This window comes from Sphingobium sp. ZW T5_29 (genome assembly GCF_044987515.1).
In the GTDB taxonomy this organism is placed as follows: Bacteria; Pseudomonadota; Alphaproteobacteria; order Sphingomonadales; family Sphingomonadaceae; genus Sphingobium.
Genome location: NZ_JBJDRM010000017.1, coordinates 21,241 through 47,802 on the forward strand (window position 1 = coordinate 21,241; position 26,562 = coordinate 47,802).

A 26,562-nucleotide genomic window follows, 5' to 3' on the forward strand; every position below is an offset into this window, starting at 1 on the left:
CCATGCCGACGGTGAAATTTCAGCTTCGACGGGACACGGCGGCAAACTGGGCCAGCGTCAATCCGACGCTTGGACCGGGTGAACCCGCGCTGGAGACCGACACCGGCAAGGTGAAGTATGGCAATGGGGCCACGGCGTGGAACAGCCTGCCTTACTTCGCTGGGGATCTGGGCACGGCGCTCATGGCGATCAAGGCCCTCACACCGGCTGCTGATCGCTACGTCTATTTCACCTCTGGATCGGCGGCGGCGCTTGGCACAATCACAGCGTTCGGGCGATCACTGCTGGATGACGCGGATGCGGCAACGGCGCGGGGAACGCTGGGCCTCGGCACTATCACCACGCAGGCCGCCAATAATGTCGCGATCACGGGTGGTTCAGCATCGGGCCTGACCGCACTCGGCATTGTGGAGAGCGGCGACAATTTTACGGTCGATCAGTATAGCAACACGTCCGCCGTGGGCGCGAATATGCTGGCGCGTCGTGCGCGGGGCACGTCCGGCTCCCCGACCGGCGTTCTGTCGGGCAATGTCCTGGGCGGCATATATGGCGCAGGCTGGCGCGATACGGCGGTATGGTCGAACTTCACCGCTTCCGTTCGCGCGGTCGCAGCAGAGGATTTTGTCGGCACGGCCAATGGCACGCAACTGGAGTTCGCTACCACCAGCATAGGAGCGTCGTCGCGTTCTACCCGGTTCACCATTTCGCCTGCAGGCAGCCTCTACAGCAACGTCACGCCATCAACCACGATGACGACGGGGTTTGTCTACATTCCTGCGGGCGCTGGCGTTCCTACTGGGGTTCCTGAGGGGGTGGGCACCAATCAGGTCGCGATGTATTATGACCGCACCAACAACCATTTTTATATCTACAACGGCGCGTGGAAGAAGGTGGCGCTGGCATAATGCCTCTGGTGCGACCCCTTGCGCTGGCGTCCGTAGAGTGACGGCACCCTGACAGCCATCGTCCGGGCATGTTCGTGTTCCCAGCGCACCTCTTCAACCCAAGCGGAATCAAAGCCGATGTGGTGCCCAGTGTCATATCCGGCGGCACCGCGCTGGATGGCGAGGAAACGATAATCCAGACCGATGGCGGTGGACGATGGGAAATCAGCCTGTCTGGCATTGCTCTTCGCACGCCGCAGCTAATCAGGAAGTGGGATGCTTGGACGGGGTATATGGCGGGCGGCGGTCAGCCCTTCCTTGTCCCGCTCGTTTCGGTTCAGACAGCGCCGCGCCCCATTGCTGGGGGCGTTCTGGCGCGCCCATCGTCAATCTCCGCCGATGACGAATTTTTCCCGGAGTCAGTTCGCTATGCCGCGCCCTATATTGTCGCAGAGTGCGTCAGCGGCGCGCTCCTGCGCTCCACGTCGATCATTATCAAGGTAACGCAGGGCGCGCGCCTCGAAGGCGGGGAAAAGTTCAGCATCAATGGACGAGCGCACAAGATCGTGCGGGTGACCGCGCGCGACGGCCAGGAGGTGGATTGCGTCATCACGCCACCGACCCGCGAAGCTGTTCCCATTGGCGCTGCCGTGAATTTCGAATGGCCCGTTGTCCAGTGCCGGGCTGCTATCGGCCAGGATTTAGCCGCTAACCTGGCCTTCGGCCGCCGCGCCGAAGTGTCCGTCAGCTTCGTGGAGGACTTCTCCAATGACGGCTAGGATGGACATCGAGGTTCCGCGCAACGGCGACTATTTCATGGGCTGGCAGTTACGCGACTCCGCTGGCGATCCTTTAGACCTGACTGGCGTCGCCTTGGCGCTCCATGTCCGCGCCGTCGCAGGGCAAGGCATCGTCATAGCCGATGCGACAATATCCGACCGGGTGGACAATCAAGGATCGTTCAACGTCCGCATCGCTGGAAGCGACTTCCGATTCATTCCCGGAGACAGCGAGATTGTGCGCCTCGCCTATGATTTTCTCGCCACCGCATCGGACGACATCAAGATCGTTGAAGTCAGGGGCCAAATCATTCTTATGCCTGGGGTAACAACATGACGACCGTTTCATCCAGCGGTGGCGTGTCCATCATTATTTCCGGCGCTCGCGGCCCCAAAGGCGACCAAGGCGAAGCGTCAGGCCCACTTGTCGCGTCCAGTGTTGGTGAGGATGAGATCAACGCCACTGAGGGCGCGGGCATCCGCGACAAGATCGGCGCGGTCGGCTTGCAGGACGTTAATATGCTCCTGCCCCCTTCGCAACCTATCACTATCATCGCCCACAGGGGGTTCGCGCGCCAATACCCGCAGAACACCACGCTTGCATTTACCGGCGCGGCGCAGAGTGGCGCGGACGCGCTCGAAACCGATCTTTCGGTCAGTAGCGACGGTGAGCTTTACTGCTTCCACGACGCTACGGTTGACGCACGGACGGACGGAACGGGCACGTTCACCGCGCTTTCCTCCGCGACGATAGACGGGCTTGTATTCGATGCCACAGTTGGCACCGCCTACGCAAACCTTCGTATCCCGAAATTCTCAGCATTCCTCCAGATTGCCCGCAGGTTCGGCCTCTATGCCTATCCTGAGATCAAGAATTATCGCACCCAGGCGGACATAGACCTGATCATCGCTGCCATCGAGGCAGAGGGCATGGAAAGCCAATGCACGCTTTCCTCCTTTTCGTTCAGCGATCTGGATTACGTGCGCGCGGCGAACAGTGAGATCGGCGTGATGTTCCAGTCGAGCAACATTGCGGCCGCGCCGGGGGATATTGATTATCTCGCGGATTACGGCGGACGGACGGCCTTGCTGATGGAGCCTGCATCCATGTTTGCCGACTTCACAGGGGCCGCGTCGGTGGCAGCTTATGCCCGCTCCAAGAACGTAGATTTCATCAGTTCGACAATCGTGTCGCAGACCTCGCAACAAGTGCTGAGCCAGTGCGGTGTGGCAAAGTTTTTCTCTGACGTTCGGATGGTGAAGTAATGGCAAGCTCGCTCATCAGTGATTGGGAAAGCTGGGCCGACGATTTGAGCGGCGACGGCGCGATGTCCGTTAGTTCCGGCGTTCTCACCGCATCGTCGGCGGCTGGGGCGGGCAGCGCGTATAAGACGCGCCGCTTGACTGTAGAGCCGGGTGATATCGTAACACTGCGCTGCATGGCTCGGCTCGTCTCTACGGCGGGAATTTCCGTTCCGGGCGGCCCGCGCGTAGGGTTCAATATCAACACGACCGGATCTTCCTTCATCAGCCACAGCGAGGTGATAACCGAAGATTGGGCGATGTATGAGTGCAGCGCCCAAATACCATTGCACGCCCCATCACCGAGCTACGCCCGTCCCGCGATCGGCGTTTACACGGATCAAGGTGGAGAGGCGGAGTTCACCAAACCGAGCATCGAGATCAGCAAAGGCCAGTATGGCACGCCGCGCGTCATGGCGTGGGGTCTGCTCAAGTTCGACGCGGGTGTTCCCACGGTTCAAACTGATTACGTGCGCGGCGGGAATATCGCGGGCACTTACAATTCCGGCACCAAAAAAGGTGTGCTGACGGTCCCCAAGTCCGAAGGCTTCGCGCAACCGCTTTTCTTTGAACATCAATACGCGGAATCTGGCAAAAACCTGCGCTTCATGCTGGACGATTACGAGCCGACCGGCACTATCAACTATGGCTTTTACGACAAGGATGGCGCGCTAGTGGACGTTTCCGCCATCAACAGCATCTATGTCGGCCTGATGATGGTGTGCTGATATGTCAGCCGCCCTGCATCCTCTCCACGCTATCATTCTTCCCGATGATCCAAGTCGTCGGGCGGTATGGCTGAATCGTGCCGTCCTTGATGCACTCGGAGAGTGTGGCGGCGAAAGCGACGGGATCGTGCATTCCAATGGCGACCAGGTCGGCGGGGGCATAGTCCCACCATTCAAGCGCCAGCAGGCCGGTGGCTATTTCTTCGGGGAATCGCTGCCGGATATGTTTGGCCGGGTTCCCTCCAACGATGGAATAGGGTGCGACATCCTTGGTCACGACGCTCCCGGCAGCAATGACGGACCCGGTGCCGATGTTGACGCCCAGCGCGATCGTGACATCGCGACCGATCCAGACATCATGCCCGATCGTGGGCCACGGCTTGTTATTGCGCACATGCCAGCCCGACGCCTTGACCATATCCTTGGTGACCAGATCGCGGCTCAAATGGTTGAAGGTGGCGAAGGAGAGCAGCGACGTGCTGACCGTGGTCATCGGGTGGAAGCTGTCGATGAACGCGATTCCGCTCGAAATGGAGCAGTATCGCCCGACCTTCAAAGGCTCCGGCAGCGGCGACCAACTATAAGACATGACGCCCATGGAGCACAGGCCACTATATTTCGTGCCGCCGATGCTGGGCTTGTAGGGGAACTTGTAAAGCCCCGTCCGCTCCTCGATCCGCACAGCCTCCTTCGGCTTGAAGTCGTGGCCGATTTTTACCGTGCCGTATTTCTCGTCGGTCGGCGGCTTGGAGTTCACCTCGAAAAATATCTTGTCGGCGTGAAGCGCTTCGGCGCGTTCTTTCGTGAGGATCATTACGCTCCGCTATCGAGCGCCACGGCTAAGGTCAACAAAACAACGGCGAAAACGCCAAGGGTCGGGGCAACCCGCGATGAATAGCACAACAACAGCGGGAACGAACGGCATGGATCTATTGGGTGCGGACGGGGGGAGCCTCGCCGCTGCCTTCGGGTCGGGGTGTGTGGCGACATGGGGTTTTGTTCAGATGATCCTTATCGGGCCGTTGAAGAAGCAGATGAGCGAACTGAAGGATGAGTGCGAGAAGCGCGACGGACGGCAGGCCCATCGCATCAACCAGCTTGAGACGCTGCTGCTGGTCCATGGGTCAGGCCCGCTGCGGCAGCAGTTGCAGGCGGCGCTTTCTGAGGATCGGGTGATGGGGGACAGGGCGTGAAACTGATCGATGAATGGTGGACCGTCGCCCGTAGATGGTCGGCGCAGATCGTGGCGCTAGGCGTCGTGGCACAGACCGTATGGGCGACCATGCCCGGCGAGGCGCGGCAACTGTTTCCCGCCCCGGAATATATCGGCATCGGCCTGGGCATTTCCGCGCTGATAGCCATGATCCTGAAGCAAGGAAAAGACGATGGCGAGTAAGGCGCAGAAGGTTGCCGGGGGCGGCATCGCGGCTGCTATGCTGCTGGCCGTCCCGTTGATCGCGAAGTGGGAAGGTAAGCGGAACGATCCCTACCGCGATATCGTCGGCGTCAAGACAGTCTGCTACGGCGAAACCCGCGTTCAGATGCGCCGCTATTCCGACGCCGAATGCACGGCCATGCTGCATGAGGCGGTGAAGGGGTTTGCCGAGCCGGTGGCGCGCTGCACGCCGATGATCGCGGACAGGCCCTATCAACTGGCTGCTGCGACCAGCCTCGCCTACAATATCGGCATCAACGCCTATTGCCGGTCCACCGCTGATCGCCGCTTTGATGCGGGCGACTTCAAGGGTGGATGCAAAGCCATCACCCGCTGGACAATGGCAGGCGGGCGCGTCGTGCAGGGATTGGTCAACAGGCGGGCGGATGAATACCGCCTGTGCGTGACCGGGCTATGATCGCCTTCGCCACCCTCCGCGCCCACTGGAAGCTGATCGGCCTCGCCCTGCTGCTCGCGGTGGTCGGCACCCTGCTGCTCAAACTGGAGGCCCGCACCGCTGACCGGGACAAATGGCAGACCCGCGCCATTGCGGAAGAGCAGGCGCATAAGCAGACGGTCGCCAATTACCGCGCCGCCAGTGAAGAAGCTCAGCGCCAGGCACAAGCCAATGTCGCCCGCGTAAAGGCCGATCAGGCTGCAATCACCGAAAGGACCGTGAATGACTACCAGGCTCGCCTTGCCGCTGTTGATGCTCGCTATGACATCGTGCGGCGACAGATCGCCACCCAAGCCCATCTCAGCAGTTCCGACCCGGCTCCAATGTCCATCGCCGCCGACGCCACCTGCCGAGCTTATGCAGGGACAGATTGTGACGGGCTTCTTGCCAAGCTCGCAATAGCTGAGCGGCAGGCGTGGAACCTGGTGGCGCTGCGGGAATGGGTCGAGGATCAGGGGATGGTGAAGGTTGAGCCGGAGCAAACAAGGCTCCAGCCCAGCGGGGGACGCTGACAGGGGCTATCCTTTCCGCGCCCTAGTTCGCGCCACCCGGTTATTGCCCGAACATTCTCTGAAAGAAATCGCTGGATGAGGGCTTCTCGCGCTTTTCCTTCTGCTGCACGACAGGCGCAGAGTCGGAATCTCCATCGGTCATTCTGATGCTATTGATCCGACCATCCGACCCGTAGGTGACGCGTTCTATCGCGATGTTTCGTCTTCCCGCGAAGGTCGACTTGTCATTGGGCCCCTCCCACCGGTGATAGACGATGAGCCATTCGCCCGATCGCGGATCCCTGACGAAACTGTGATGTCCGGGCCCTTGGCGGGTCCCATCGCTGACCAAGACCGCGCCTCGATAGCGCCAGGGCCCAGTCGGGCTTTGCGAGGTGGCATAGTGCACCGAATAGGATGAGCTCTTCCAGCGGCCGTGACTGTACGAGAGATAGTATGTTCCATTGCGTTCATGCATGAACGGCGCCTCTGTAAACGCAGGCAACTGCTTTACGGGCACCTCACGCTTGATTGACACCATGTCTGGGTTCATTTCGAAAATGCGCAGTCGCGCTCCGGCGCTTCCCCCAGCATAGAGATAAGTTCTTTTGGATCGCGGATCCTTGAACACCATCGGGTCGATCGCTTCGAATCCCTTGCCGCCGGTTAGCAGAGGTTTGCCAGTATCGACATATGGACCACCCGGAGCTCTTGCAATCGCAACACCTATGCGGCTGGGGGTCGGATTTTGAGGGCCTACCGAATAATATAAATACCAGCGAGCGCGCGACTGAACGACACTGGGAGCCCACAAAAAATGCCGTTTGGACCCGTCGGCCTCAAACCATTTTACCTGACTACGATTGATGACTTCCCCTCTGCTTTTCCAATTCTGCAGATCGCTAGAGGACCAAGCACCCAACCGATTGCCGCCCCACTGCTTGCCCGGGCCGCCAGTAGGAAACACCCACAATTCGTCACCGATGAAAACAGCGTGAGGATCCGCGCCCTGAAATCCCGTGGCCCGCGCATCTGCGGCGATGCTCATGAGGCTTGCCGCAATCAGGAAACCAAAGCTCACAAGGGGCTTTATCGCCGTTCCTCGTGCCGAACCGCAGATTGAGCGAGGCGTGGGATTAGATTTCTCCGTAGACATTCTCGAAACAGGCTCCCTGAGGCGGGTCGAAACAAACTTGTCCCCCCTTCTGCCGTCGGAACTGTGTCTCTTTGCTTAACCGCCCAATGGTGCCCGCAATCGCGATGCCGGGCCAACGCGATCAGAAACAGGACCGAAGAGCGTAGCCGCACCACCATTGTTCCCTCTATGTTCTCCAGATGGGATCAAAGCGCTTCGATTCGCTGATAGACTGCTGGCGGCACGGCACCGGTGCTTGCATCACATGCAGGCAGTGCGGCCACTTTCAGGTGGTCCGCGGTTTGTTCGAATGGACAATCATGACCAGGCACGTTCGCGGCGAGCGGTTGAACGGCTTTGCGCAGGCCGCACGTAAATGCAAATGTAGTCGCTGCGGCGCCAAGGATGCGGTGATTACGCCGGGGGATACCCCCACTGTCTGGCGTGGGAACAGGTGACATTGACTCTCGTCCCGCTGCTGCTCACCATCCGCCCATGTGCAATCGGGCAGAACGCGGCGACACGCATATGGTGCTGAACCTGTTCAAGGCTCGCCCGGGAGCTCGCTTCAATGAGGGACCATTGCAAACGCACCCCGCCCAGCCCGGCACGGTCATTCGCCTGGAAGATGGCGAGCGCGTGCTGGAGCAAATGACCTGGGGCTTTCCGCTGGCGCAGAAGAGCAAAAAGACGGGTCTACCGCTGAAGCCAAAGCCGGTGAACAACGCTCGGTTTGACAAGCTCGACACATTCTTCTGGAAATGGACGGCAGCCGATCCGAAGCATCGCTGCCTGATCCCGACTGCGCGCTATGCCGAAGCGGTGGGTGAACCGGGGCGCATGACGGAGACCTGGTTGTCGGTGAAGGATCAGCCGATCTTTGCCTGGGCGGGGTTGTGGTCACATTCCGTCGAATGGGGCGACGTCTATACCGGCGTGATGACCGACAATGCGCCAGAGCTGATCGAAATTCACGATCGCTCGCCTGTGATACTTGATCCTGAGCATTGGGACACATGGCTGCATGCGCCGCTGGAAGAGTTGTATCAATTCGATCGGGCCTATCCCGCTGACCGGATGATCGTTGAGCGTACGTCGACGCTATGGTTCCAGCGAAAGGCGTCCGACAGTGTCGATCGGGCTCTACTCTGAGCGGACACAATCGCCAGTCCGGGACGTTCCCTCATCGACTTACCGGAGGTTACCATGCAGAATAACGGAAATCGTGGAGAGTCCACCCAAGAGCCAGCAGAAGGCAGCGACGACATTCCGCCGCCCGAACGCGGTTCGCCAGGTGGCAACGAGAAGCCGACACATGATAAGGCTGCCGAGCGTATCCAAAAGGGGGAGGACACAGACCCCAATCCCCTGGCGCCGCCCGTGAATACTCAGGCTGGCAGTTGAGCCGCATCTATCACCGCCGCCGGAACAGCACCGATCCTAATTTCGCAAATACACCGCAAATCAGCACCGCAATCAGGAAATGCACGGCGATGAAGGGCCAGCCATATCCCTGATCACCTGCGAAAACAGCCACGGCAGCGGCTACGATCGGGATCAGAATGTGGGACGGGCGCATCAACGGCATTCCTTCGCCAATCTGCCGCCGTTGTCCCACTTGGCGACATACTGGGCCTGCCCGCGCCTCAGCTGCTCACAGGCGACATTCCGCTCGCCGACATAGACCTGCGCCAGTGTACGCCCATAGCGGTCCTGCCCGACGCGCTGCACGCTGATCCGACCGCCCATCATGCCCTGAAGGCTGCGCTTGCTGGCATTGCCATCGCCGGGGACGCACACCCTACCCGGTCGGCAACCGTGAATCTCTGGCGCGTCGATACCGAGCAGGCGGATGCGTTCGCCGTCGATGCGGAGGGTGTCGCCGTCAACCACGGTGACGGCTGCTAGGGCAAGTGCAAAAATCACAGCTGTCTTCGATCCTGATCAATCCGCGGCTAAGATAAGGCGGACCCTCATTACCGCACCCGAAATGATTCGACAGCATTTTTGAATCTCCCCAACATGTCTGCATGGCAACGAGATCACGGTCTGCATCGAAGAAGGAGGCGATTTCGGGTGAAAGACGGCCAATAGCGTAATTGCTCCGGGTTGTACGATCATGCTCGCGATTATGGATGCCTTCGCCTATGGGCTGGCGGATCCCGAATGGTTCAATTTCATGGATGCATGCATGATGCAGGCTCGCGAACTTCTTGACCGATTGATCGCTGCGCGAGGTGAGACATATGCACAGCTGTCGTCAGTGCTCGGCAGAAACACCGCTTACGTTCAACAATTCGTGAAGCGTGGCACGCCCCGCACGCTCAGCCGCGGAGAGGCGCACCTACTGGCGCAGCATTTCGATGTGCCTCCCAATTTTCTGCACGCTGCGGAAAAGTGCCCCGACTATGGACCAGCGCTGCTTGCTGCAGTGAAAATTCGGGGAGCGCTCGCCGCTTGTGAGGGCCTGGGGTTGCATCTTGCAGCTTCTCACATTCAGCATGCCCTTGATATCGTGCAGGTAGAGGTCGCGACGCGATCGGAAAGCGGTACTCAGCGCGGCTCGGACATCGCAGCTGCTTGATCCGATTTAGACACAATTCTCTGGACCTGTTCGATATTCCATTAATATTCACCGCATAGTAAGGCTATCTCACATATCTGGGAGCAGGATATAGGGAGAGCGCTGCAATGACTCGCAATGAGGATGGGCCCGTCTCAGAGGCCGAATGCAGCCTGATGCTACAGAAGGTCCTCTCCAGTCTCGACCGGCTTTCTGAAACGGCACCCACAGCCGACGCGCAACGCTATAATTTAGTCTGCTCCCATCTGCAGCATGGGCTCGACTTACTCAATGAGGGACATTCGGCCTAGGCCGATCTTTGTGTCGCTCTCTGCCACCCGATCCAGCACTAGCTCAAGCCTTTCCAGACCCAATGCCGTGAGGCGCAGAAACACCCGCCTCCCATCCTTCCGATCGTCCTGACGATAAATATATCCTCGATCTTCGAGAACCCTGACCCATCGCAAGCCGGTTGTCGATGGAACCCGAGCAGCATGGCCCGCATCGCTGATCGTCACCGGCCTGCCGTCCACTTGGCTGATGTAAAGGTCGATGAGCATTGCCCATGCGGGCGCGCCGGTCAGCCCGGAGCCAAATTCTCGATCCGTCGCGAGCATGGCCGTAGCCCAAGCACGCGCCATTGTGATTCTGAGTGACCGTTTGTCCTCAGGCTCTGCCGACCGGATGGGTGGTTGGGCAGAGATCCTTAACCTATGCCCGCTCTCGAGCCTTAAACCCAATGCCTTTGCCAGGTCGAGCGTTGCCGCCTTGATCGCGGCGAGCTTATTCACTTCCTGGTCGCTCTCCATTTCGGCCATGAGACTCTCCATTCCCTTACGGAAGGCATAGCTTCACGAACCTAACCATCAACGAGAAAAATGTCAGGAAGGGGTAAATTTCTTCATATTTGCAAAACATTGCCTACGAGAGTGCGCGCGCCTTGCAATTTCGGTCCGGCCTCGTAACATTCGAAAGAATCTCGTCCATTTGGCGCACGACTTCCACTGTGACGCTGCGCATCTTTTCCAAGTTGAGATGCACCGGGATGTGAGCGATCTTGCTGATTATGTCCAGCGAGGCGGTCAAGCCGCCATCTCCAGCCCCTGCGCCGCCGCCAACCGCGCGCAAGCCGTAGAAAAATGCGCCGGGTTCTTCTCGATCCCAATAAACTGCCGCCCGGCCTTCACAGCTGCAACGCCGGTCGATCCGGTTCCCATGAAGGGGTCAGCGATCACGCCCGGCGCGACGTTCCTGATGATCTTGTCCATCACCTCGTCGGGCTTCACGGTGGCATGCCCGAACTTCGCTTCCCCGCGCGGCGACATGGCGACGATCATGCGATCGAGGTCATCCAGCGTCCCGCGCGGATGGTGCCCGCGATTCCAGGCGTGGACATAGAATTCCAACACCGGGCGGTAATGCTTGTTCGCCACCGGCTGCGCGTTCTTCTTCCGCCAGATGCAGACCGCCTGCCGCTCGAAGCTGCCGTCCAGATAGGGCAGCAGCTTGGGCAGCTGGTCGTTATGGCAGAAGACCACGACTGATCCGCAGAGCAGCGGGTTGATGATGCTGTGGTCGAAGCCGTCCGCCAGCCCTTCGTCGAGGATCTGATCCATGCCCTGCCGCGCAGCGCGGTACATGCCGCCGCCCTCGGCCCGGAACTCATAGGGCGGGTCCGTGACGATCGCGTCGATCCAGCCCAGCGTCGGCAGGATGTGGTAGCTGTCGCCGCAGTAGAGGGTGGCGTTGCCGATGGTGATTGGGGTCATAAGATCGCCCATCTCTCGGGATCGATCGTCGGCTTCTGATATCCAACGATGCCGCCGCCGATCGCCACGCTCATGATGATGTAATCGCCAAAGCCTTCGCTACCATGGCACAGGAATTTGTCGGGGACATAATGTCCCTTCCACTTCGCCAGGCGCTTGCCGCTGTCGTCGGTCAGCCAATATTCCCCGGCATCGCAGACCTTGTAGTGGATGTCGGCTTCCATGCCTTCGGGCCAGCCCTCGACGATGCCGTCCAAAAGCTCGATCCGGACTTTCCACAGGTCGCCCTCGCGGCCGAAGATCAGCGTGCCGTCTGTGTCTTCCACGCCGTTGACGGCAGCGTCTTCCCAATAGCGGACCTCCGCTTCCACCTCGATGTGCGTTGCTTGCTCGATGATGTTGGTCACGCTGCAATCCTTTCGAACATATCATATTGCGGGTCCGGCAGCAGACGGTGCCACTGGTCGGCCATGGCCTCCGCGATGTTGGGATAGGTCTCCGACCGGCGCCGCGCCCGATCAGGCCCCGGTGGTTCCCGGTGGCAGCGCGACCATGCCTTATGCTCATCCGTGCCGGGCTTCGGCGGGGTCAGCATGTTGGTCGGCTTCAGCTCCGGCAAACCGATCAGCTCCAGCCTGGTATTCTTGAAGAACGGCTCTCCGAAGAAATAGGGATGGACGAACTGCGTCCGACCGCGCCGGGTCAGTTGGATCGCATAGCGGTGCATGACCGGATTCTCGACCACACGGCGCGGGATCTGCTCGGCATCGCGGAGCGCGCGGTAGAAGGCGGCGGCCTGCTCTAGCTCGGCCCAGCGCCGCTCGTTGCGCCCATTCTCTTTCCGGCCGCCGATATAGAGATGCTTCACCCCGCTATTGCAGAGGATCGTGCAAGGCGGATGCATGACGGCGAGCAAGTCCCAGCCCTCGTCCAGATAGTCGAGGACGTTGCCGCGAATGTGGCGGTTGCTGCCATCGTCGGCGGCCTCGATGTCGCACGACCAGGCATCATGCCCGCGCGCTTCGAAGGCCCTGCGGACAACGCCGCTGCGCTCGCAGGCGACTAGGACGCGGCCCATCAGGCCATCTCCTCGAAGAGGTCGCCGATCGCCGGCTCAATGACCATGGCTGGGGTGAGCTTGGGCGCCCCTTCTCGCCACAGACGCTCCATGTAGCTGAGCAGCCATGCCATGGCTTCGTCGTCAGGTTCGGGCTCATCGCTGTCATCAACCGCGCAGGCGGATGTGCAATCGCCGACCGGACGAAGGGAATCGATGTCGGCGATCGGCGGCGTGCGGCTGGCGATGTCGCCTAGCTGGGCATAGCTATATTCCGTAACGAAGCGCGCGCCACTTGCCTTCGCCTTCAGCAGTGTAACCTCTGCCTCTGCCTCTGCCCACCATCCCAACACGCCCGGCTGCTCGCGCTCGGACTGGCACAGGATGTCGTATCCCTTCAGGAAACAACCGTCGCAATTGCCCTCATAACGGCGAAGCCCCAGATCGAAGCCTTGGGGCAGATAATATTCGATCCTGCGCGGGTCGTTGTTGCGGCCCAGCCAGAACCGCCAGACGATCCGCTCCACGACGCCGCACAGGGCGAGCGGGCAATAGCTATTCCACCGCTCCTTGCCGGACTGGTTGCGGAGAACCTGCTTCATGACGCGCTTCCGCTCGTCTGCGCGCAGGCCGACCATGTTGATCCAGGTCTCGAAGCCCATCGACAGCATGAACTGCTTCATCGTGTCGATCTTCAGTTCCGCCGTGCAAAAGCGGGTGACGGCGTTGGGCAGGTAGCCCTTACGGCGGACCAGCGCCAAGAACGGCTCGCCATTGCGCGCTGCCTGGTTGAAGCCGACCACCTCGAAACGATCTCCGGGCTTTACGGCGCTGCTGGCCCGATCGCGCCATTCCAGCCACCAGATGTGAACGCCCCATCGATTTCCGCAATCATAGACGAAGCGCAGCGTCTCGATCCGCTCTTTGCCGGTGTTGCAGAAGACGACGAACACATAGGGCGGAAGAGCGCCGCCGTGTGCGCAAAGCACCTTCCACAGCATATAGGCGCTCGTCCGACCGCCGCTGAACGAGATGAGCGTGGGACCGTGACAGAAGTAGGGATCGTCGGGGTTGGGCGCTGGCCAATAGCCGGTGAGCCCCGGCACGTCGGCCTCCTCCATCGGCGTAGGCGACGGCCGGATCATGCCCGGCCACCTTGGGACCGCACCGGGTCCGCAAACTGCTCGATGTTCGCATAGTGTTCCTGCCGGATGGGCGAGGAAGACCGAGGATTTAGTGCGAAATAATGGGGCTGCGTTGCCCTCCGAAGGCAAAGGCCAGTGGTTCGAATCCACTTGGGTGCACCATTTTCCGTGTAAGATGAACGTTGGGGCCGTCGGTTCAGGCTTTCGCCTTTGCCGAAGCGACCCTTCTCTTCAGATGGACTGAATATTCGCCGCGACAACGTCGCTATTTGGCCGCATGGCCGCGCCTGTCCTGGCCAGACAAATACAGGTTAGCAGCAGGATCGAAATGCTGACCAGTTCGCCCCCGTCTTCGACGAATCCGATGACATTGTCCGACGCTGGAACGAATCTGATCATGAATTCGTGAAACGCGTCCACGATGCTTCCAAACACACCCAGCAGGAGGATCGGCAACAGCACGGCGATGATCTGCACCCGCACGAAGCGTTGGGACAGCATGCATCCAGTGGCAGCCAGCGCCAACGTAGCGCCTCCGACGAGCATCGTGAACAAAGCTTGCCCCGCATTGTCGTGAGCAGGCACAAGGATATCACCCATATATTCGTGGATACGCATATAATCATCGAGGAAGAGGTATAATATCACCAACGCCATGGGCATGATCTGATATATTTTTCGGCGGATCGAGAGATGAAATATCAGAACAGACGACATCAATAGACAAGCATATTCGAAATATTCAGACAGGCTTCTGTCCTTATCAACCCGAAATGGGCGGTCATTTCCTCCGACAATCCCGTTCACAGCGGCAATATGCAGCAGAATGAAAAACAGATTGGCAAGGAAGATGGCAAGCGCCAGCCTTGTGCCCAGCGCACGCCAAATTATGCCTAGGGCCTCCCTGACTTCGCCGGGAAAATCCCATCTCGTTACCAGCCACCTGATAATGTTTACCACCGGCCAATCCCTCCCACCCGCCAAGGGGTGAAGAAAGATATCAGTGATCAGTCTGACCGGTCAGGGCCACGGCGGTTAGAGACACACTATTTCGAGGGTGTCGCTTATCCAAATATGAAAAGTCCAAGCGTCATCTATAACGAAGGATAACTACTCTTCGTTATAACCAGTCCGCTATTTCAGCCCTCCGCCCATCGCGCGGTATAGTTCGATCATGTTGGCGGCACGGGCCAGACGGGTGGCGAGCATGTTGCGTTCGGCGTTATACAGGGTGCGCTGGGCATCCAGCGTGGTCAGGAACGGGTCGACACCGGCGCGGAAACGCGCTTCGGACAGGCGGTAGCCGACGCGGGCAGCGTCCCTTAGCGAGCTTTGCGCTTCCAGCTGCGCGGTCATGGTGCCGCGACGGGCGAGGGCGTCGGCGACTTCGCGAAAGCCTGTCTGGACACTCTTTTCATAGGTGGCGAGCATGGCGTCATAGGTCGCCCGGCTGTAGCGCAGATTGCCCTGATTCCTGCCGAAGTCGAAGATGGGCAAGCCGACCGAAGGCGCCGCCGACCAATAATCGCTGCCGGGCGCGAACAGGTTGGACAGTCCGGCGCTCAAGGTCCCGAACGCCGCCGTCAGAGAAATTTTCGGGAAGAAGGCAGCCCTGGCTGCGCCGATGTCGGCATTGGCGGCGCGCAATTGATGCTCCGCCGACAGGATGTCGGGCCGTTGCAGCAGGATAGATGAAGGCAGGTCCGTGGGAAGGTTCGCCAGCGTGACGTCCTCCTGCGGCATGGCGGACGGAAGATCATCCTGCGCCACAGTCGATCCCGCGAGCAGGTTGAGGGCGTTCTGATCCTGCGCGACCAGCGTGGTGACCTCTGCAATGTCGGCGCGCGCCTGATCATGGCTGGTCTGCGCCTGGCGAACTTCCAGTTCCGACGCGATCCCCTTGGCAAAGCGGGCGCGGGTCAGTTCCAGCGTCTTGCCGAATGCCGCCTCCAGGTCGCGCGCGATCCGCAGCCGTTCCTGGTTTGCGGCCATCGAAAGCCATGCGGACGCCGTTTCGGCGATCAATGCGACCTGCGCCGCGTTGCGGCTTTCGACGCGTGCGAAATATTGTTCCTGCGCGGCCTTGCTCAGGTTGCGGACGCGACCGAACAGGTCGATCTCCCACGCGGAAATGCCGACGGACGCCGAATAAATGTCGGTGCGGCCAGAAGCGCCGGCTCCCGCGCCCGCGCCCGGCCCCTGCTGAGCAAAGGGCGTGTCCTGATAGGTCGCGCTGCCATTGGCGGCAATCGTCGGGAACAGGCCAGCGCGCTGGACGCGATATTGGGCACGCGCCTGCTCCACATTGGCGACGGCAATGCGCAGGTCGCGGTTATGGGTGAGCGCATTTTCGATGACGCGTGCGAGTCGCGGATCGGTGAAAAAGTCCCTCCAGCCGGTGTCGGTCGGTTGGATCGCGGCCTGCCCGGATATATCTGCCTGGTAGGCTGGCCCCAAAGGACTTTCCACCGGCACCGGCAGCGCGGGCCGCACATATTTGGGAGCCATGTCGCAAGCGCCCAGAGCGAGGGCCAGAGCGGTTGCTGAAACGAGCCTGATCTTGTGCATCTGCCTCATGCCTCCTGCGGTGTGGCGGCAGGGACGCGCCGGTCGGACGCCTGCTCTTCGCCATGATGCTGGCGGAACAGCCGTTTGACGACGGTGAAGAATATCGGAACGAAGAAGATGGCGAGCACGGTTGCCGACAACATGCCGCCCACAACCGCGGAGCCGATGGCGCGCTGCCCCCCCGCCCCTGCGCCCTTGGCGAGCGCAAGCGGAAGAACCCCGAAGATGAACGCGAAGCTGGTCATCAGGATGGGCCGCAGGCGCAGCTTGCCCGCTTCCAGGGCCGCGCGAGCTGGCGACAGGCCCTCACGCATCTTTTCTTCCGCGAACTCGACGATCAGGATCGCATTCTTGGCCGACACGCCGATAGTGGTGATCAGGCCGACCTGAAGATAGATGTCGTTGTTAAGGCCCACCAGCGCAGCGGCGATGACCGCGCCCAGCACGCCCAGTGGCACGACCAGCATCACCGCTATGGGCACCGACCAGCTTTCATAAAGCGCGGCGAGGCAGAGGAATACGATCAGCATCGAGAGGGCATATAGCGCGGGCGCCTGCCCCCCTGAGGTCCGCTCCTCATAGGAAATGCCGTTCCATTCATAGCCAAGGCCGGGCGGCAGCTTGGCGGCATGTTCCTCCATCGCCTTCATGGCTTCGCCCGTGCTCACACCGGGCGCTGGCGAACCCATGACCTGCATCGAGGGAACGCCATTGAACCGTTCCAGCTTGGCCGGACCTTTTATCCATTCCGTGCCGGCGAAGGACGCGATTGGCGTCATGACCCCCGACGCGCCGCGCACGTGCAGCGCGCCGATGGAGTCAGGGGTGGACCGGAACGGGGCGTCCGCCTGAACATAGACCCGCTTCACCCGGTCGCGGTCGATGAAGTCGTTGACGTAAGCGCCGCCCATGGCCGTCGCGATCGTGTCGTTGATGTCGGCCTGCGCGACCCCAAATGCTCCGGCGGCGGCCTGGTCCACATTGAGTTTCAACTGGGCGGTATCTTCCAAGCCGTTGGGACGCACCTGCGCCAGCCGCTCATCCGAGCCAGCCATCCCCAGCAACTGATTGCGCGCGGCCAGAAGCTGGTCGTGCCCCAGATTGCCACGGTCGACGAGCTGAAAATCGAAGCCCGACGCATTGCCCAGTTCGGCAACAGCGGGGGGGACGATGGCAATCGCCTGCCCCAAAGGAAATTGGCTGAAGGCGGCATTGGCGCGCTGGGCAATGGCCTGCACACCGTTTTCTGCGCCTTTGCGTTCTTCCCAATCCTTCATGCGGACGAAGGCGATGCCGACATTCTGCCCCTGCCCCACCAGGCCGAAGCCCGCGATGGTGAAGACGGCTGCTGCGTTTTTCTCTTCATCCTTCAGATAATGGTCGCGCACCCGGTTGAGCGTCCGTTCGGTTTCGTCAATGCCCGATCCGGCAGGCAGCGCCACCTGGTTGATCAAGCGCCCCTGATCTTCGTTCGGCAGAAATCCGCCGGGCAGGCGCATGAAGATGACCGCCATGCCGATCGCGATCAGACCATAGACCAGCATGGTCCGGGTCCGGCTTTTCTCCAGCTTTTTAACGGCAACGCCATAGCGGACAACATTCCTGTCGAAGGTGCGGTTGAACCAGCCGAAAAACCCCTTCTGATGGCCATGGCCTTCGCGTTGCGGTTTCAGGATGGTGGCGCACAAAGCCGGGGTCAGGATCAACGCCACCAGCACCGACAAGATCATGGCGGACACGATGGTGATCGAAAATTGGCGAAATATGACGCCCGTGGACCCTCCGAAAAAGGCCATGGGCAGGAATACCGCCGACAGAACAAGGCCGATGCCGATCAGCGCGCCGCTGATTTCGTCCATCGATTTCTTTGCCGCTTCCCTGGGCGACAGTCCTTCCTCCTGAATGATGCGTTCGACATTTTCCACAACGACGATCGCGTCATCGACCAGCAAACCGATGGCCAGCACCATGCCGAACAGCGTCAATGTGTTGATGGTAAAGCCCGCCGCATGCAGGATCGCCAACGACCCAAGCAGGACCACGGGAACCGCAATCGTCGGTATCAAAGTGGCGCGCCAGTTCTGAAGGAACAGGAACATCACGACGAAGACGAGCAGGATTGCCTCTATGAGGGTGTGAAAAACCTGTTCAACCGACAATTTGACATAGGTCGAATTATCGACGGGGAAGTCATATTTTACCCATGACGGGAAGCTGCCCGACAGTTCTTCGACCCGCTTCTTCACGCCTTCGACCGTGTCGAGCGCATTGGCTCCCGGCGCGAGCTTGATGCCGAAACCGGCGGCAGGATGGCCGTTGAAACGCGCGCGAAAGCCGTAGCTGTCCGCGCCCAGTTCGACGCGGGCGACATCCTGCAGCATTACGGTGGAGCCGTCTGGATTGCTGCGCAGAATGATCTTGCGGAACTGTTCCGGCGTGCTGAGACGGGACTGCGCGGTCACGGTGGCGTTGAGCGCCTGCCCTTCCGGCGAAGGGGTGCCGCCGATCTGTCCAGCCGAAACCTGCGCATTTTGCGCCCGGATCGCCGCCTTCACGTCACCGGTCGTAACCTTCAGATTCGCCATCTTATAGGGGTCGACCCAGATGCGCATCGCATAGGACGCGCCCAGCATCTGGGTGTCGCCAACGCCGCTCAGACGGCTGATCGGGTCCTGCAACGTCGAAGCCACGAAGTCGCCCGCGTCATATTGATCATGGATGCCGTCATCGGCGTAGACCGCCATCACCATCAGGAAGGCCGATGTCGATTTGGTGACCCGCAGGCCCTGTTGCTGCACTTCCTGGGGAAGCAACGGCGTCGCCTGCGCCAGCTTGTTCTGCACCTGCACCTGCGCGATGTCGGCGTCGGTCCCCTGCTCGAAAGTCAGGGTGATCGTCAGCACACCCGCAGAATCGCTGCTCGACGAAAAATAGCGGAGATTATCGATGCCCTTGAGCTGCTGTTCAATGATCTGGGTCGTCGTGCTTTCCAGCGTTCGCGCGTTCGCGCCGGGATAGGCCGTGCTGATCGTCACGGTGGGCGGCGCGATTTCAGGGAATTGCGCGACGGGAAGCTGGCGGAGCGCCAGAAGTCCTGCGAGCATGAGGGCGACGGCCAGGACCCATGCAAAGATGGGCCGGTCGATAAAATAACGCGCCATGATCTTACTGTGCCTCGCCCGATACCGGCTTTATCTGTTCAGGCGCGCGCGGCTTGACGACCGCACCAGGCTTAAGATTGGTCGGCCCTTCGACGATCAGGCGATCACCCGCCTTTAGCCCCTTGGTGACGATCCACTTGTTACCCAGGGCCTGTTTGGTTTCCACCTGGCGAACTTCGGTCTTGTTCTGGGAATTGACGACCATCGCGGTTGCACGCCCGCGCGCGTCGCGGCTGATACCCTGCTGCGGCGCGAGGATGGCGTTGGTCTGACGCCCGGCAACGACCCGCGCGCGGACATACATGCCCGGCAACAGCAGACCGTCAGGATTGGGGAAAGTCGCGCGCAACGTAACCGCGCCCGAACTGGGGTCGACCGTCACTTCCGAAAACTGCAGCCGCCCTTCCAACGCGTAGGTGCTGCCATTGGGGAGCAGAAGCTGGACGCGCGCGCCATCCGCTTCGCTGACACCGCCATCGCGCAGAGCCTGCCTGAAATTGATGATGTCGGCCGCCGACTGCGTAACATCGACATAGACGCTGTCTATCCGCTGGATTGTGGCGAGCGGGTCGGCCTGCCCCGCCTGCACCAGCGCGCCGGGCGTGAACAGCGACCTGCCGATCCGGCCCGAAATGGGCGCGCGAATGCGGGTGAAATTCTGGTTTACCTGCGCCGCCTGGACAGCCGCCCGCTGGGCAGCGACATCGGCGCGGGCCTGTTGGGCGGTGGCCGCCGCATTGTCCGCTTCCTGACGGCTGACGGCGTTGATGCCGACCAGTTCCTGATAGCGCCGGGCCTGAAGGGACGTTGCGTTGATCGACGCCTGAGCGCGCGCCAGATTGCCCCGCGCCTGCGCCAGGGCGGCCTGATAAGGCGCGTCCTCAATGTCGTACAACAGTTGGCCGGCCTTTACATAAGCCCCTTCTGCAAACAGGCGCTTACGAATGATACCGTTGATCTGCGGGCGCACCTCAGCCGTTTCAGCGGCGCTGATACGTCCGGGAAGCTCACTGATCAGCGGTGCCGATTCCACCTTGAGAGACACGACCCCCACCGATGGCGGCGGCGGCGCGGCAGGTGCTTCCTTGCCGCACCCGCCGAGGGCCAGCGTGGAGACACAGGCGAACAATCCGACAATCAATCCCTTTTGCACCAGGCGATGCTCCGCTTTTTCTGACCCCGGAGTGAACGTTCATTCCGCTTGCCCGACAGGTAGGAAGATGGCAAGGGGAGTTCAAGGACAAAAGTTACCGAGGAGCGGAATTTTGGTTGCATTGCAACATGAGCCGGGAGGCAAGGAGCGCATATTGGCGACGGCCCGCACCCTGTTCAACCTTCGGGGGTTCCATCAGACGTCAATGGCCGAACTGGCCAGCAGTGCACAGGTATCCGTGGGCCAGATTTACCGGCTGTTCAAAAGCAAGGAAGACATTATCAGCGCCATCGTCGAGGTGGACTCGATCGAGCGGCGGAATGAAATTGCGGCACTGCGCAATAGTTTATGCATAGGCGAAATCGGAGCTGAGCAGGCGTTTGAGCACCTGTTTAGAGGCGCTCTGGCCGATCATGAAGAAGCTCTGTCCTTCGACATATTGGCCGAAGGATTTCGCAGCGAGCGCGTTGGCGAAACGATAGCCGCGTTGTGCAGCGACCTGCGCCCGTGGCTGCGCGATTTTGCCTGCGCGGCCAATCCTCAACTTGGCGAAGACAGTCTGGGCGATGCCGAAGAGCTGATCCTTGCCTGTATGTTCGGTTTTGGCCACCGCAGCCTTGCCCGCCCAAAGCTGAGCGCCGAGGCGACTGCCAAGGGCGCGGCGCGTATGATCGTCGCGGCGCTGCGCGAGATAGACTGACCGCCCCCTCTACGGCGGAAGCGCGCCGCTGTCAGCGCGCTTCCACGCCTTCGGGCAGGACGACGGCGGACCAGCTTTTACCGGGCTTCAGATAGCGGGCGGCCAGCGCCTGAATCTGCGCCGGAGTGACGGTCAGCATGTCCCGCGCCATGGTCTGCATCGCCTGGACGTATCGGGCGTCATGCGCCGCCCCTTCCATCTGATTCATCCAGAAGGCGTTGCCTGTTCCCGCCCGCATCAGCAACTGCCGCATCGGCGCGACCGCACGCTGCAATTCATCATCGCTGACCGGATTTTGAGCCAGGTCGGCGGCGGTGTCTTTTACGACGCCATAGAAATATTCGATGCGATCCGGCCTCACCTGGCTGGTGACCAGTATGTAGCCGCCATTATCATATGAAAACGGCCAGTTATTCTGCACGCTGGGGGAATAAGCGGCCCCCTCGGTCGAGCGCAGCTTGTCGAAAAGCCGATCATTGAAGATCTGCGTCAATATCTCCAGCTGCCGGGCCTCCGTTTGGAGCGAAAAGCCACCTGCGGTCGGCCAAGCCATGACAGCTGCCGCCTGATCCTTGCTGCCCTTGTGGCGCAGGATGACGGGCGTCGCCACCGGAGCCGGGAAGCGCATCACCTTGTTCGCGACCGGAACCGGGGCATTCGGACGCGCAGGAAGAGCGCCGAAGGTCGCTGCCACCGCCTGGATTGCATCGTCGGGATTTACCTGCCCGAATATCTGCACTTCGATAGGGCCGGACGCGAGCAGCGGCTCCCAGGTCTGGCGAAACGCCTGTGGGGTAAGCGCCTCTATTTCCGCGCGTGACGGCGTGCGGAACCGCACATCCTTGTCATGCAACAGCCAGTTGAGGTCGCGCGCCAGCACCGAATCGGGCGCGCGCGCCATCGCGTCATAGGCGACCGCCGCCCCCGTCTTGACGCGGGCAATCGGCGCTGGGTCCCAGCCCGGTGCGAACAATTTGGCAGCGAAAAGCTGAAGCTGATCCTTGTAATCGGCGGGCCGGGTGACAGCCTGAAGCTCAAAAGCATCATCGTCGATGGAAAAATCCATGCCCATCCGGCGACCGTTGGTCAGCTCATCCAGCTCGCGCTGGCCCAGCTTGCCGATGCCACCCGCCACCAGAGCATAGTTGCCCGCCCAACCGGGCGCGGGCTTCGTCGGAGAAAAGGCCTGCTGGCCATGGCCGAAACGGACGTTGATGCGCACCTTTTCAGTTTCGGCATCATTGGCGAACAGCGTCAGCTTGACCCCATTGGCGAAGGTGATGCTATCCATGCCCGGTAGACCGACCGATGTGCGGGACACGACCTTTCCGGGCGGGCCGATTTTGGGCAGGTCGGCCATGGTCACCGGCTTGGCGGACAGGCGCACGTTGGTCGCAGCCTTTACCGGGGTCGCCACAGCCGTCGCCAACCGGGCGTCCACGCCGGGCTGAACCTTGCCCGTCACCAGCATGGCGCGAAACACGCCCGCCGAAAACAGCCGCCGCGTCGAATCCAGTATCTTTTGCGGCGTCATCGCAGGCTTGCCCGACCGAAAGATGTCGAGCGCCGCCTGCGGGCTGACCGTGGTTTCCCGGATGTCGACGGCGCTTACAAGGTCGCTTGCCTGCTTGGCACCGGCTTCGGTGTCGGCATTTTCGACCTGGATGGCGAGCGCGGTGTCCAGCTGCGCATATTCGCGGTCTATTTCCTGCTGGCTGGGCGCGCTGGCCTTTGCATCCTCAATGATCGCGCGCACGTCGTGCAGCGATTTTTCCCAATTTTCCTCGGTGGGCAGGATGGTGACGAAGGTGCCATCGGCAGACCGGCTGACATCCTGTTGATCGACGCTGGCCTGGAGGAAGCTGCCGCCAGCGCGCGCGGCCTGCTCCAGCCGCCGACTGATGATCTGCAACGCGAGCATGTCGGTCAGCTTGTCCTGATTATAGACGATCGTGTCGGCGCGGGGCTTCCACGGACGCAACCAGGCCATGGTCAGTCCGGTAGGCGCGCCCGGTTCCACTATGACTTTCGTAGCTGGGGCCTTGGGATCGGGTTCGCCAAAGTCCGGCAGCGGTGCACCCTTCCCTTCCACCGACCAGCCGGAAAACTGATCCTTGATCAGCTGTTCCGCAACCGCCGGGTCCATGTCGCCTGCAATGGAGATGACGGCATTTTCGGGGCGATACCAGCGGTCGTGGAATGCCTCCATCCGGGCGGCAGTGACGGCGGTCAGCGTTTCGACGGAGCCGATCGGACTTCGGCTGGCGAGCGGTTGGCCTGCGAAAAAATGCTCTCGGCTTGCGTCGGAAATGCGCATCTGCGGGCCGACGCCCTCACGCCGTTCGGCCAGCACCACCGCGCGTTCAGCATCGACGGCGGGGTCGACAATGTTTGGATCGGCCATCATCCCCGCCAGGATTTTCAGGCTTTCGCCCAGGCTTTCCTGGGTCGCCTGCGGCAGGTCGAGCGCATAAGTCGTGCCGGTAGGCGTCGTCTGCGCGTTGCTGTCGCTGCCGAACGTCACGCCCAGCCGCTGCCAGATGCGCTTGGATTCACCGTCCGGCACATGACGCGAGCCGCGAAAGGTCAGATGCTCCATGAAATGAGCGTAGCCAAGCTCGTCGGCCTGCTCCATCAGCGATCCGGCATCGATCCGCAGGCGGACAGCCACCTGGCCGGGCGGCACGCCATTGCGGCGAATGGCGTAGCGCAGGCCGTTGGGCAATTGGCCAAAGCGCCATGCCGCGTCGATGGGAACATCGCTATTTTCATATAACCACGGTCGCAGCTCCGGCGCGGTCGTGCCGGGCCTTGCCGGCGAAGACGCAGTGACCGGCTCCGTCCGCGCCGACAGCGGGACGGGCGATCCTGAAATCAGCAGACCAAGGACGATTAGCGAAACGGCGGGGCGCCGGAAGGATTGGCTCATGGCGTTGCAGCCTAAAGCCAATTTCCTGAATAGCTACTGACGAAACTGAACTACAGCTTGCCAGCGCGGCGCTTCGCCGTCCCGTGACCGATCAGCGAACGGTGCGCTGCACCGCACCCTTATGCGCGCCAACGCCGCTGCGACGACGACGCGAAGGCTTTTTAACCACGGTTTCACCATCGGGGCGATGTGCCCGTTCGGCTGTCCCGCGCGGCTGCCGCTGCTGCTGATCCTGGTAGCGGCGCTGACCATCGGCGCGCCGTGCCTTCTGCTCAGACGTCTGCTCCCGCACCTTCTTGGGTGGTGCGGCCTTGGGAAGGTTGCGCACGGCCTCGACGAAATTCTCAGGCAGCGGGACGATGTCCAGCTTTACGCGCGTCGTCCGTTCGATCGCCTTGAGGTAGGGACGTTCATCCTCCGCCACGAAGCTGATCGCGACGCCGTCAGCCCCTGCACGCGCGGTGCGGCCGATGCGGTGGACATATTGTTCGGGCACGTTGGGCAGTTCGAAGTTGATGACATGGCTGACGCCCGACACGTCGATGCCGCGCGCCGCAATGTCGGTGGCGACCAGCAGCTTCACATTGCCGTGACGGAATGCCTGGAGCGCGGTGGTGCGCTGGGCCTGGCTTTTGTTGCCATGGATGGCGACGGCGGGGATACCCGCGCCTTCCAGAAAGCGCACGACCCGGTCCGCGCCATGCTTGGTACGGGTGAAGATCAACGCCCGGTCGATATCCTCATCCTTGACGGTGAGGGTCAGCAGCGCCTGCTTTTCCATCTGATTGACGAAGGTCGCCTGCTGGCGGACCCTTTCAGCGGTCGTGGATTGCGGCGCAACGCTCACCTTTACCGGATTGTGCAGGAACTGGGCGGCGAGCGCCTCGATCTCTCCGGGCATGGTTGCCGAAAAGAACAGGTTCTGCCGTTCCTTGGGCAGCAGCTTTGCGATCCGCTTGAGCGGATGGATAAAGCCCATGTCCATCATCTGGTCGGCTTCATCCAGGACGAAGATTTCCGTGTCCTTCAAGGTGAAGGCGCGCTGGTCGATCAGGTCGAGGAGGCGCCCTGGGGTCGCGACGACGACATCGACGCCCCGGCCAAGCGCCCGGATCTGACGGTTGATGGGGACGCCGCCGAAAACGACTTCGACCGACAATTTGAGGAAGCGGCCATAGTCGCGAAAGCTCTGCGCGATCTGGGCAGCCAGCTCACGGGTCGGCGACAACACCAGCATACGGCAGCCCTGAAGCGGCGTCGGCTTGGGATTGCGCGCGAAATGGTCCAGGCTGGGCAGCGCGAAGGCCGCGGTCTTGCCGGTGCCGGTCTGGGCGATGCCGCACAGGTCCTTGCCTTCCAGCAGAACGGGAATGGCCTGCGCCTGAATGGGCGTGGGCGAACCATATTTCTTGGCGGCGAGCGCCCGGAGGATCGGCTCGGCGAGGCCAAGGTCGGTAAATTGCATAGGGTAAAACTCACAAGTCGAGCGATGCGTCGACGCGGCTGCACATGCAACCAGCGCGCAAGGCGGGTTACGAAACGACCCGCGTGAAAAGGGAAGCCTCAAGCTTGGCGCAGACTTTCATTGGCCGGTTCCGTCACCCCTGCGGGTCGGAACGATCACGCTGCCAATCGCTGTCGGACGGTGACGTCCCCGCTGCGCTGTGGGCCATATGCCCCTGATCCATATAAATAGCAAGCGGTCCCCGCATCTTGCCGGAACCGCTCATCATCCTTCGTAACGCGTGACGTGCTGTACTACAGCGGAATTTCCACATGCTTGTCGCGCATCTCGGCACGAACATCGCCGCCGAACATCTGTTTGAACATGCCGCCCAGCGACATATCGGCAATCCAGACTTCAGCATGACCAAGGTCAAAGCGCAACATAAGCAAGTTGGGATCTTCGCGACCGCCCGGATACCAGCTGGCGACGTCATGCGTCCAATAACGGTCGATGACGGCAGGATCGGTTTCCGTCGTCAATGTTCCATCGATGCACGCGAACAGATGATGACCCTTGCCGGAAAATTGCGCCATTGCAGACCCACCCGCCGCCAGCCGGTTGTCCTTTGTCGTGTAGAACCAGAAACAATGGTTTGCGCCGGGATCCAGTTGCGCGGTCATCGGCAGGCTATGTTCGTGCGAACCTTGAAGGCCGACCATCAGAAAGGGGCTTTGCGCGAGTTCCGTCCAAAAACGATGACGGATGTCGACCTCGTTGCTCATCTTTCTTTCTCCTGTAGCTGAACAATGGATTTAATCGACGAACGGGCCGCGAAGTTCCCTTTCATCTAACCCAAAAG

Annotated in this window: 28 protein-coding genes; 12 read left to right on the forward strand and 16 right to left on the reverse strand. The window is 61.0% G+C overall.

Annotated features, from left to right (window positions below; all coding sequences use genetic code 11):
• Window positions 1–2 precede the first annotated feature (2 nt).
• The 5 genes from ACI3KQ_RS14300 (at window position 3) to ACI3KQ_RS14320 (ending at window position 3,693) form a co-directional block, all read left to right on the forward strand.
• Entirely contained in the window at window positions 3–905 is a 903-nt protein-coding gene (locus tag ACI3KQ_RS14300) for a hypothetical protein (RefSeq protein ID WP_404958738.1), read from the forward strand.
• A 119-nt stretch (window positions 906–1,024) separates the two neighbouring features.
• A complete protein-coding gene (locus tag ACI3KQ_RS14305; protein ID WP_404958740.1) occupies window positions 1,025–1,663 on the forward strand; it encodes a hypothetical protein in 639 nt (212 codons plus the stop codon).
• Entirely contained in the window at window positions 1,653–2,000 is a 348-nt protein-coding gene (locus tag ACI3KQ_RS14310) for a hypothetical protein (protein ID WP_404958742.1), read from the forward strand. The genes ACI3KQ_RS14305 and ACI3KQ_RS14310 overlap by 11 nt, the downstream gene beginning before the upstream one ends.
• Complete coding sequence (locus tag ACI3KQ_RS14315; RefSeq protein ID WP_404958744.1) at window positions 1,997–2,929, forward strand: glycerophosphodiester phosphodiesterase; 933 nt, start codon at window positions 1,997–1,999, stop codon at window positions 2,927–2,929. The genes ACI3KQ_RS14310 and ACI3KQ_RS14315 overlap by 4 nt, the downstream gene beginning before the upstream one ends.
• Window positions 2,929–3,693 (forward strand): hypothetical protein, encoded by a 765-nt coding sequence (locus ACI3KQ_RS14320; protein ID WP_404958746.1) that lies wholly within the window; start codon window positions 2,929–2,931, stop codon window positions 3,691–3,693. The genes ACI3KQ_RS14315 and ACI3KQ_RS14320 overlap by 1 nt, the downstream gene beginning before the upstream one ends.
• A 4-nt stretch (window positions 3,694–3,697) precedes the next feature.
• Here the strand turns inward: ACI3KQ_RS14320 and ACI3KQ_RS14325 are convergent, their stop codons facing one another.
• Window positions 3,698–4,507, reverse strand: coding sequence for a CatB-related O-acetyltransferase (locus ACI3KQ_RS14325; RefSeq protein ID WP_404958748.1), 810 nt, complete (start codon window positions 4,505–4,507; stop codon window positions 3,698–3,700).
• 109 nt (window positions 4,508–4,616) lie between these two features.
• On the opposite strand from ACI3KQ_RS14325, the gene ACI3KQ_RS14330 reads away from it, so the two are divergent.
• From ACI3KQ_RS14330 to ACI3KQ_RS14345, 4 genes are read left to right on the forward strand one after another with little or no spacing between them, the layout of a single operon-like run.
• Window positions 4,617–4,886 (forward strand): hypothetical protein, encoded by a 270-nt coding sequence (locus ACI3KQ_RS14330; RefSeq protein ID WP_404958750.1) that lies wholly within the window; start codon window positions 4,617–4,619, stop codon window positions 4,884–4,886.
• Window positions 4,883–5,089 carry a hypothetical protein gene (locus tag ACI3KQ_RS14335; protein WP_404958751.1) on the forward strand — a complete coding sequence of 69 codons (207 nt, stop codon included), beginning with the start codon at window positions 4,883–4,885 and terminating at the stop codon, window positions 5,087–5,089. Before ACI3KQ_RS14330 ends, ACI3KQ_RS14335 begins: the two co-directional genes overlap by 4 nt.
• Window positions 5,079–5,546 (forward strand): lysozyme, encoded by a 468-nt coding sequence (locus ACI3KQ_RS14340; RefSeq protein ID WP_404958753.1) that lies wholly within the window; start codon window positions 5,079–5,081, stop codon window positions 5,544–5,546. Before ACI3KQ_RS14335 ends, ACI3KQ_RS14340 begins: the two co-directional genes overlap by 11 nt.
• On the forward strand, window positions 5,528–6,097 hold the full coding sequence (locus ACI3KQ_RS14345) for a hypothetical protein (protein ID WP_404958754.1): 570 nt from the start codon (window positions 5,528–5,530) through the stop codon (window positions 6,095–6,097). Before ACI3KQ_RS14340 ends, ACI3KQ_RS14345 begins: the two co-directional genes overlap by 19 nt.
• Window positions 6,098–6,137: 40 nt before the next feature.
• Here ACI3KQ_RS14345 and ACI3KQ_RS14350 read toward each other — a convergent pair whose 3' ends face one another.
• Complete coding sequence (locus ACI3KQ_RS14350) at window positions 6,138–7,157, reverse strand: family 43 glycosylhydrolase (RefSeq protein WP_404958756.1); 1,020 nt, start codon at window positions 7,155–7,157, stop codon at window positions 6,138–6,140.
• 636 nt (window positions 7,158–7,793) lie between these two features.
• On the opposite strand from ACI3KQ_RS14350, the gene ACI3KQ_RS14355 reads away from it, so the two are divergent.
• Window positions 7,794–8,363, forward strand: coding sequence for an SOS response-associated peptidase (locus ACI3KQ_RS14355; RefSeq protein ID WP_404958758.1), 570 nt, complete (start codon window positions 7,794–7,796; stop codon window positions 8,361–8,363).
• 262 nt (window positions 8,364–8,625) lie between these two features.
• Here ACI3KQ_RS14355 and ACI3KQ_RS14360 read toward each other — a convergent pair whose 3' ends face one another.
• A complete protein-coding gene (locus ACI3KQ_RS14360; RefSeq protein ID WP_404958759.1) occupies window positions 8,626–8,793 on the reverse strand; it encodes a hypothetical protein in 168 nt (55 codons plus the stop codon).
• Window positions 8,790–9,134, reverse strand: coding sequence for a thermonuclease family protein (locus tag ACI3KQ_RS14365; RefSeq protein ID WP_404958827.1), 345 nt, complete (start codon window positions 9,132–9,134; stop codon window positions 8,790–8,792). Before ACI3KQ_RS14365 ends, ACI3KQ_RS14360 begins: the two co-directional genes overlap by 4 nt.
• A 196-nt stretch (window positions 9,135–9,330) precedes the next feature.
• On the opposite strand from ACI3KQ_RS14365, the gene ACI3KQ_RS14370 reads away from it, so the two are divergent.
• Window positions 9,331–9,795, forward strand: a complete 465-nt coding sequence (locus ACI3KQ_RS14370) for a hypothetical protein (RefSeq protein ID WP_404958761.1) — start codon at window positions 9,331–9,333, stop codon at window positions 9,793–9,795.
• Between the two features lie 263 nt (window positions 9,796–10,058).
• Here the strand turns inward: ACI3KQ_RS14370 and ACI3KQ_RS14375 are convergent, their stop codons facing one another.
• From ACI3KQ_RS14375 to ACI3KQ_RS14415, 9 genes are all read right to left on the reverse strand, one after another.
• The gene (locus ACI3KQ_RS14375; protein WP_404958763.1) at window positions 10,059–10,592 is read right to left on the reverse strand and encodes a winged helix DNA-binding protein; all 534 of its coding nucleotides are present in this window, start codon (window positions 10,590–10,592) and stop codon (window positions 10,059–10,061) included.
• 264 nt (window positions 10,593–10,856) lie between these two features.
• Entirely contained in the window at window positions 10,857–11,543 is a 687-nt protein-coding gene (locus ACI3KQ_RS14380) for a DNA-methyltransferase (protein ID WP_404958765.1), read from the reverse strand.
• Window positions 11,540–11,950 carry a hypothetical protein gene (locus tag ACI3KQ_RS14385; protein WP_404958767.1) on the reverse strand — a complete coding sequence of 137 codons (411 nt, stop codon included), beginning with the start codon at window positions 11,948–11,950 and terminating at the stop codon, window positions 11,540–11,542. The genes ACI3KQ_RS14380 and ACI3KQ_RS14385 overlap by 4 nt, the downstream gene beginning before the upstream one ends.
• Entirely contained in the window at window positions 11,947–12,621 is a 675-nt protein-coding gene (locus ACI3KQ_RS14390) for a hypothetical protein (RefSeq protein WP_404958769.1), read from the reverse strand. The genes ACI3KQ_RS14385 and ACI3KQ_RS14390 overlap by 4 nt, the downstream gene beginning before the upstream one ends.
• Window positions 12,621–13,745, reverse strand: coding sequence for a hypothetical protein (locus tag ACI3KQ_RS14395; RefSeq protein WP_404958771.1), 1,125 nt, complete (start codon window positions 13,743–13,745; stop codon window positions 12,621–12,623). The genes ACI3KQ_RS14390 and ACI3KQ_RS14395 overlap by 1 nt, the downstream gene beginning before the upstream one ends.
• Before the next feature lie 231 nt (window positions 13,746–13,976).
• Window positions 13,977–14,705, reverse strand: a complete 729-nt coding sequence (locus ACI3KQ_RS14400) for a hypothetical protein (RefSeq protein WP_404958773.1) — start codon at window positions 14,703–14,705, stop codon at window positions 13,977–13,979.
• 174 nt (window positions 14,706–14,879) lie between these two features.
• Entirely contained in the window at window positions 14,880–16,313 is a 1,434-nt protein-coding gene (locus ACI3KQ_RS14405; protein WP_404958775.1) for an efflux transporter outer membrane subunit, read from the reverse strand.
• A gap of 5 nt (window positions 16,314–16,318) precedes the next feature.
• A complete protein-coding gene (locus ACI3KQ_RS14410) occupies window positions 16,319–19,474 on the reverse strand; it encodes an efflux RND transporter permease subunit (protein WP_404958777.1) in 3,156 nt (1,051 codons plus the stop codon).
• Between the two features lie 4 nt (window positions 19,475–19,478).
• Complete coding sequence (locus ACI3KQ_RS14415; RefSeq protein ID WP_404958779.1) at window positions 19,479–20,627, reverse strand: efflux RND transporter periplasmic adaptor subunit; 1,149 nt, start codon at window positions 20,625–20,627, stop codon at window positions 19,479–19,481.
• Between the two features lie 31 nt (window positions 20,628–20,658).
• Here ACI3KQ_RS14415 and ACI3KQ_RS14420 point away from each other — a divergent pair, with 31 nt between their 5' ends.
• Window positions 20,659–21,327 carry a TetR/AcrR family transcriptional regulator gene (locus ACI3KQ_RS14420; RefSeq protein WP_404958781.1) on the forward strand — a complete coding sequence of 223 codons (669 nt, stop codon included), beginning with the start codon at window positions 20,659–20,661 and terminating at the stop codon, window positions 21,325–21,327.
• 31 nt (window positions 21,328–21,358) lie between these two features.
• Here the strand turns inward: ACI3KQ_RS14420 and ACI3KQ_RS14425 are convergent, their stop codons facing one another.
• The 3 genes from ACI3KQ_RS14425 to ACI3KQ_RS14435 form a co-directional block, all read right to left on the reverse strand.
• Window positions 21,359–24,256 (reverse strand): M16 family metallopeptidase, encoded by a 2,898-nt coding sequence (locus ACI3KQ_RS14425; RefSeq protein ID WP_404958783.1) that lies wholly within the window; start codon window positions 24,254–24,256, stop codon window positions 21,359–21,361.
• Window positions 24,257–24,347: 91 nt separating this feature from the next.
• On the reverse strand, window positions 24,348–25,721 hold the full coding sequence (locus tag ACI3KQ_RS14430; protein WP_404958784.1) for a DEAD/DEAH box helicase: 1,374 nt from the start codon (window positions 25,719–25,721) through the stop codon (window positions 24,348–24,350).
• A 293-nt stretch (window positions 25,722–26,014) separates the two neighbouring features.
• Window positions 26,015–26,485: a pyridoxamine 5'-phosphate oxidase family protein gene (locus ACI3KQ_RS14435; RefSeq protein WP_404958786.1), complete on the reverse strand. Its 471-nt coding sequence runs from the start codon at window positions 26,483–26,485 to the stop codon at window positions 26,015–26,017.
• Between the last annotated feature and the right edge of the window lie 77 nt (window positions 26,486–26,562).

Bases quoted from the DNA above. Each gene is read 5' to 3' on its own strand.
- ACI3KQ_RS14390 (WP_404958769.1), bottom strand. From the start codon at position 12,621: ATGGGCCGCGTCCTAGTCGCCTGCGAGCGCAGCGGCGTTGTCCGCAGG.
- ACI3KQ_RS14405 (WP_404958775.1), bottom strand. From the start codon at position 16,313: ATGCACAAGATCAGGCTCGTTTCAGCAACCGCTCTGGCCCTCGCTCTG.
- ACI3KQ_RS14300 (WP_404958738.1), top strand. From the start codon at position 3: ATGCCGACGGTGAAATTTCAGCTTCGACGGGACACGGCGGCAAACTGG.
- ACI3KQ_RS14375 (WP_404958763.1), bottom strand. From the start codon at position 10,592: ATGGCCGAAATGGAGAGCGACCAGGAAGTGAATAAGCTCGCCGCGATC.
- ACI3KQ_RS14325 (WP_404958748.1), bottom strand. From the start codon at position 4,507: ATGATCCTCACGAAAGAACGCGCCGAAGCGCTTCACGCCGACAAGATA.
- ACI3KQ_RS14310 (WP_404958742.1), top strand. From the start codon at position 1,653: ATGACGGCTAGGATGGACATCGAGGTTCCGCGCAACGGCGACTATTTC.
- ACI3KQ_RS14320 (WP_404958746.1), top strand. From the start codon at position 2,929: ATGGCAAGCTCGCTCATCAGTGATTGGGAAAGCTGGGCCGACGATTTG.
- ACI3KQ_RS14370 (WP_404958761.1), top strand. From the start codon at position 9,331: ATGCTCGCGATTATGGATGCCTTCGCCTATGGGCTGGCGGATCCCGAA.
- ACI3KQ_RS14395 (WP_404958771.1), bottom strand. From the start codon at position 13,745: ATGATCCGGCCGTCGCCTACGCCGATGGAGGAGGCCGACGTGCCGGGG.
- ACI3KQ_RS14435 (WP_404958786.1), bottom strand. From the start codon at position 26,485: ATGAGCAACGAGGTCGACATCCGTCATCGTTTTTGGACGGAACTCGCG.
- ACI3KQ_RS14425 (WP_404958783.1), bottom strand. From the start codon at position 24,256: ATGAGCCAATCCTTCCGGCGCCCCGCCGTTTCGCTAATCGTCCTTGGT.
- ACI3KQ_RS14315 (WP_404958744.1), top strand. From the start codon at position 1,997: ATGACGACCGTTTCATCCAGCGGTGGCGTGTCCATCATTATTTCCGGC.
- ACI3KQ_RS14340 (WP_404958753.1), top strand. From the start codon at position 5,079: ATGGCGAGTAAGGCGCAGAAGGTTGCCGGGGGCGGCATCGCGGCTGCT.
- ACI3KQ_RS14410 (WP_404958777.1), bottom strand. From the start codon at position 19,474: ATGGCGCGTTATTTTATCGACCGGCCCATCTTTGCATGGGTCCTGGCC.
- ACI3KQ_RS14380 (WP_404958765.1), bottom strand. From the start codon at position 11,543: ATGACCCCAATCACCATCGGCAACGCCACCCTCTACTGCGGCGACAGC.
- ACI3KQ_RS14330 (WP_404958750.1), top strand. From the start codon at position 4,617: ATGGATCTATTGGGTGCGGACGGGGGGAGCCTCGCCGCTGCCTTCGGG.
- ACI3KQ_RS14430 (WP_404958784.1), bottom strand. From the start codon at position 25,721: ATGCAATTTACCGACCTTGGCCTCGCCGAGCCGATCCTCCGGGCGCTC.